Source organism: Polaribacter sp., assembly GCF_965656025.1.
Classification (GTDB): Bacteria; Bacteroidota; Bacteroidia; order Flavobacteriales; family Flavobacteriaceae; genus Polaribacter.
The window spans coordinates 4716-8319 of record NZ_CBFHJT010000053.1 but is presented as its reverse complement, the minus strand read 5'-3'; the positions used below and the strand labels follow the sequence as shown (position 1 = coordinate 8319).

Genomic DNA, 3604 nt, shown 5'->3' with positions numbered 1-3604 from the left:
TATAATCATTTGAAACCCCGTACTCACTAAAAAGTTTTTTGGTAAAATCGCTTTTGAAACAAAAACGCTACCATAACTCCACCCCAAAACGCAACCTAACATTACTACAATACCTAAAATAGTTTTATCTGAGGTAACTAATTCTTGCTGACTGATAAGCAAATACATACCCAATATTCCTAAACAAACTCCAATAATAGACTTTTTTTGCATGGGTTTTTGATCTTTAATACGAAGTATTAAGAGTACAAAAAGTGGCTGTGTAGATGCTATTAAAGCAGCAAAACCACTATCTACAAATTGTAAGGCCCAAACAAAAACACTGTTTCCTAATATTAAAAAGAAAAAAGAAGCTATTGCAGAATTTTTAAGTTCATTTTTTGTGATTTTTAAAGAAGCCTTAAAAACTTTAGCCAAACTTAACATTAATATACCAGCAGTCGAAAAACGAATAGACGCCAAAAAAAAAGCTGGTAATTCAGTAACTGCTACTTTATTAAACAAATAGGTAGAACCCCAAATAATATAAATAGACAAAAATGCTAAAATAATAAATACTTGGGTTTTTGAAAGGCTCATTATATGATATTGAAGTTGCAAAATTACTATTTAATATTAATGTAAGACTACTAAAAAGGAATATAAAAACAACCATATAAATGTTTATATTTGGTACAAAATCAAATATTAAAACCTTATTAAAAGCTTTGCTAAACCATAAATATCCCTTTGATTCCTCTGTAAAACACCATGTTTTTATTGCTATTGGTTTAGCTATTTGGATTTTTATATTTTTGTTTTTTACAGAACCTTTAGATGTTAATGAGTTTAGCGACACTGATAAACTTATTTTTTTGCCCTTATATGGACTTTTAGGAGCTTTTTCTTACCTGCTTTTTTTACCTTTTCAAAAATTTTTATTTAAAAAGGACAAAAAACAATGGTTTGTAAAATCTGAGTTATTATTCTTTTTTGTTTTTATAATTGTCAGTTCTATTTTTGCAAGGTTATTTTATTTGTATGCAATTGTACCAGATGAACCCAATCCATATTCATTAGGTTATCACATTAAATCTATTTTATTCCCTGCTTTTCTAACCATTTTACCAATCATTATTATTGGTCGTTTTTCTTTTGGAAAATATAAAAACAAGCAATTAGCTTTACAAAAAATAGAAATTAAAGGTGAAGGAAATTACGAAGTTTGCGTTTGTTTTTAAATGATGTTATCTGCATAAAGTCTTCTGATAATTATGTAGAAGTTTTTTACACATCTGGACAAGATTTAAAAAAAACATTGATTAGAAATAAATTAAGTGCACTTGCAGAGGATATACCAGAACTTTTAAGAACACATCGTTCTTATTTAATAAATCCGTATCACTTTTTACAATGGAAAAACGCCAATGGTAAATTATTTGTAGTATTATTTCGCCACATAGAAGTGCCTATTTCTAGAACCTATCAAAAAGAGGTAAAAGCACTATTGAATTCTACCACAGAATAACTGCATTTTACCCCAAACACCTATTATTATTGAGTTTTATTCTTGATTCCTTTCTAAATTTGTATCAGAAAGTTTAATCAAAAAAACATTTATTATGAAAACTCAAATCACAATTGTTGCCTTTTTATTAGTATCGTTACATAATTTATTTGCACAAAACATACAGCAAGAAATTTTAATTATGGGTACAATGCATACAGTACCGAAAATCGTAAAAAAGAGTTACAAACCTATGTTGAAATTTGCAGAAAAATACAATCCAGATGCGATTTATGTAGAATCGCCAATGGCAAACGATACGATATCTTGGGAATATCTAAAAGAAGGTTGGTCTAAAAACTATCAAAGATTTTATAAATTATCAGATTCTTTACAAAGATCCTTCAACTTTAATAAAAACAAGTTTGATATACTGTCTAAAAAGGCATTTAAAAACTTAACAACTACCGAAATTGATTATTTAATTACTGCTTCTGCTTACAAAAGAGACAATGGTAATTATGAGCTTTATACATATTTAAAAAAACATGGAATTACAGGAGCTAAAAAACCAACAAGACATGAGGATGGAGATTTGACCTATAAATTAGCACTGTCTAAAAATTTAAGAGTCTACAATATGGACGATCAACAAACCAATGGTTTGTATCATAATGCTTGGGCTAAATGTAGTAAAGAAGGCGTCACTAATGGTAATAATGCAGCAAATTCAAAAATGTATAAGAAAAATTACAATAGTTCTATATTTCCTGCAATTTTTAGAGGTTTAGGTAAACATACTAACAAGAGAAAATCTTTAAATCAATTGCATACAATGGCTTCTTTTAGATATGTGATACAAGATACAGATGGTTGTAAAGAAGGTAGAAAATATTGGGATGAAAGAAACATGAGAATGGCAAAAAACATCGCAACTCAAGTAATGGCTTCCGGTAAGAAAAAAAACATCGTTCTTGTAGGCGCTTCGCATGTAATTGGCCTAGAAAACGAATTGAAAACCAAATACCCAAATTTAAAAGTTATACTAATGAATGCGTATTAAACTTTCTATTTTACTATTTATTAGAAAACGCTTGCATTTTTTTGCAAGCGTTTGTTTTTATTTAGTCAAATAACAAGATTTGTATAAATCTTCGTAAACTGGTAATATATTTTCTAAGGAGAATTTTTTAGTATGTGCTTTCGCATTTTGTTTAAAACGCTCTAAAGTAGCATCATCTTTTAAAATAGAAATAGCATTTTTTGCCATATCATCTACATCTCCTAAATTACTTAAAAAGCCCGTTTCACCATGTATGTTTACCTCTGGTAAACCCCCCGTATTAGTAGAAATTACGGCAGTTTTTGCAGCCATCGCTTCTAAAGCTGCCAAACCAAAACTTTCTGTTTGCGAGGGTAATAAAAATACATCTGAGTAACATAATATTCTTGGTACTTCTGTACTATTTCCTAAGAAAAAAACTGCATCAGATAATTTTAAATCTTTTACCAGCTGTTTTGCTTTCATTTTTTCTGGCCCTTCACCAATCATTAGTAATTTAGAAGGTATTTCTTTATGCACTTTATAAAACACTTTAATTACATCCTCTACTCTTTTTACAGGTCTAAAATTACTAATGTGTGTTAGAATTTTTTCATTTGGTGCTGCCAAAGCAACTCTTTTACATTCTTCTTGATTGTCTTGATTGTATTTTTTGGTATCGATAAAGTTATAAACTACATCTATTTTTTTTGTGATATTAAACAACTTATTGGTTGTTTCTCTTAAATTATTAGAAACAGCTGTTACTACATCAGAATTATTAATACTAAATTCTACGGCTGTTTTATAAGTAGGATGACTACCTACTAAAGTAATATCTGTGCCATGTAAAGTGGTAACTACTCTTATGTCTAACCCTTTTTCTTTTAGCATTTGTTTTGCCATATAAGCTGCATACGCATGCGGAATTGCATAATGTACATGCAAAACTTCTAAATTAAATTTTCTAACAACTTCTACCATTTTACTAGACAAAGCCAACTCATAAGGTTGGTATTGAAACAGTGGATATTCTTCTAATAAAACTTGATGAAAGTGTAATTTATGTGATAAGA

Annotated in this window: 5 protein-coding genes; 3 read left to right on the top strand and 2 right to left on the bottom strand. The window is 28.9% G+C overall.

Features of this window, described 5'->3' with window-relative positions; all coding sequences use genetic code 11:
• Window positions 1–579 (bottom strand): EamA family transporter (locus tag ACTG3S_RS10425; RefSeq protein ID WP_439129292.1); only part of this gene is annotated, 579 nt, incomplete at its 3' end.
• 80 nt (window positions 580–659) lie between these two features.
• Here ACTG3S_RS10425 and ACTG3S_RS10420 point away from each other — a divergent pair.
• The 3 genes from ACTG3S_RS10420 (at window position 660) to ACTG3S_RS10410 (ending at window position 2549) form a co-directional block, all read left to right on the top strand.
• Window positions 660–1220, top strand: coding sequence for a hypothetical protein (locus ACTG3S_RS10420; protein ID WP_439129291.1), 561 nt, complete (start codon window positions 660–662; stop codon window positions 1218–1220).
• The gene (locus tag ACTG3S_RS10415; protein ID WP_439129290.1) at window positions 1205–1507 is read left to right on the top strand and encodes a LytTR family DNA-binding domain-containing protein; all 303 of its coding nucleotides are present in this window, start codon (window positions 1205–1207) and stop codon (window positions 1505–1507) included. The genes ACTG3S_RS10420 and ACTG3S_RS10415 overlap by 16 nt, the downstream gene beginning before the upstream one ends.
• Window positions 1508–1601: 94 nt before the next feature.
• Entirely contained in the window at window positions 1602–2549 is a 948-nt protein-coding gene (locus ACTG3S_RS10410; RefSeq protein ID WP_439129289.1) for a hypothetical protein, read from the top strand.
• A 57-nt stretch (window positions 2550–2606) separates the two neighbouring features.
• Here ACTG3S_RS10410 and bshA read toward each other — a convergent pair.
• A partial coding sequence (gene bshA / locus ACTG3S_RS10405; RefSeq protein ID WP_439129288.1) for an N-acetyl-alpha-D-glucosaminyl L-malate synthase BshA occupies window positions 2607–3604 on the bottom strand: 998 nt, incomplete at its 5' end.

Excerpts from the sequence above, each read along its gene's own strand:
- ACTG3S_RS10420 (WP_439129291.1), top strand. The coding sequence starts at position 660 with ATGTTTATATTTGGTACAAAATCAAATATTAAAACCTTATTAAAAGCT.
- ACTG3S_RS10410 (WP_439129289.1), top strand. The coding sequence starts at position 1,602 with ATGAAAACTCAAATCACAATTGTTGCCTTTTTATTAGTATCGTTACAT.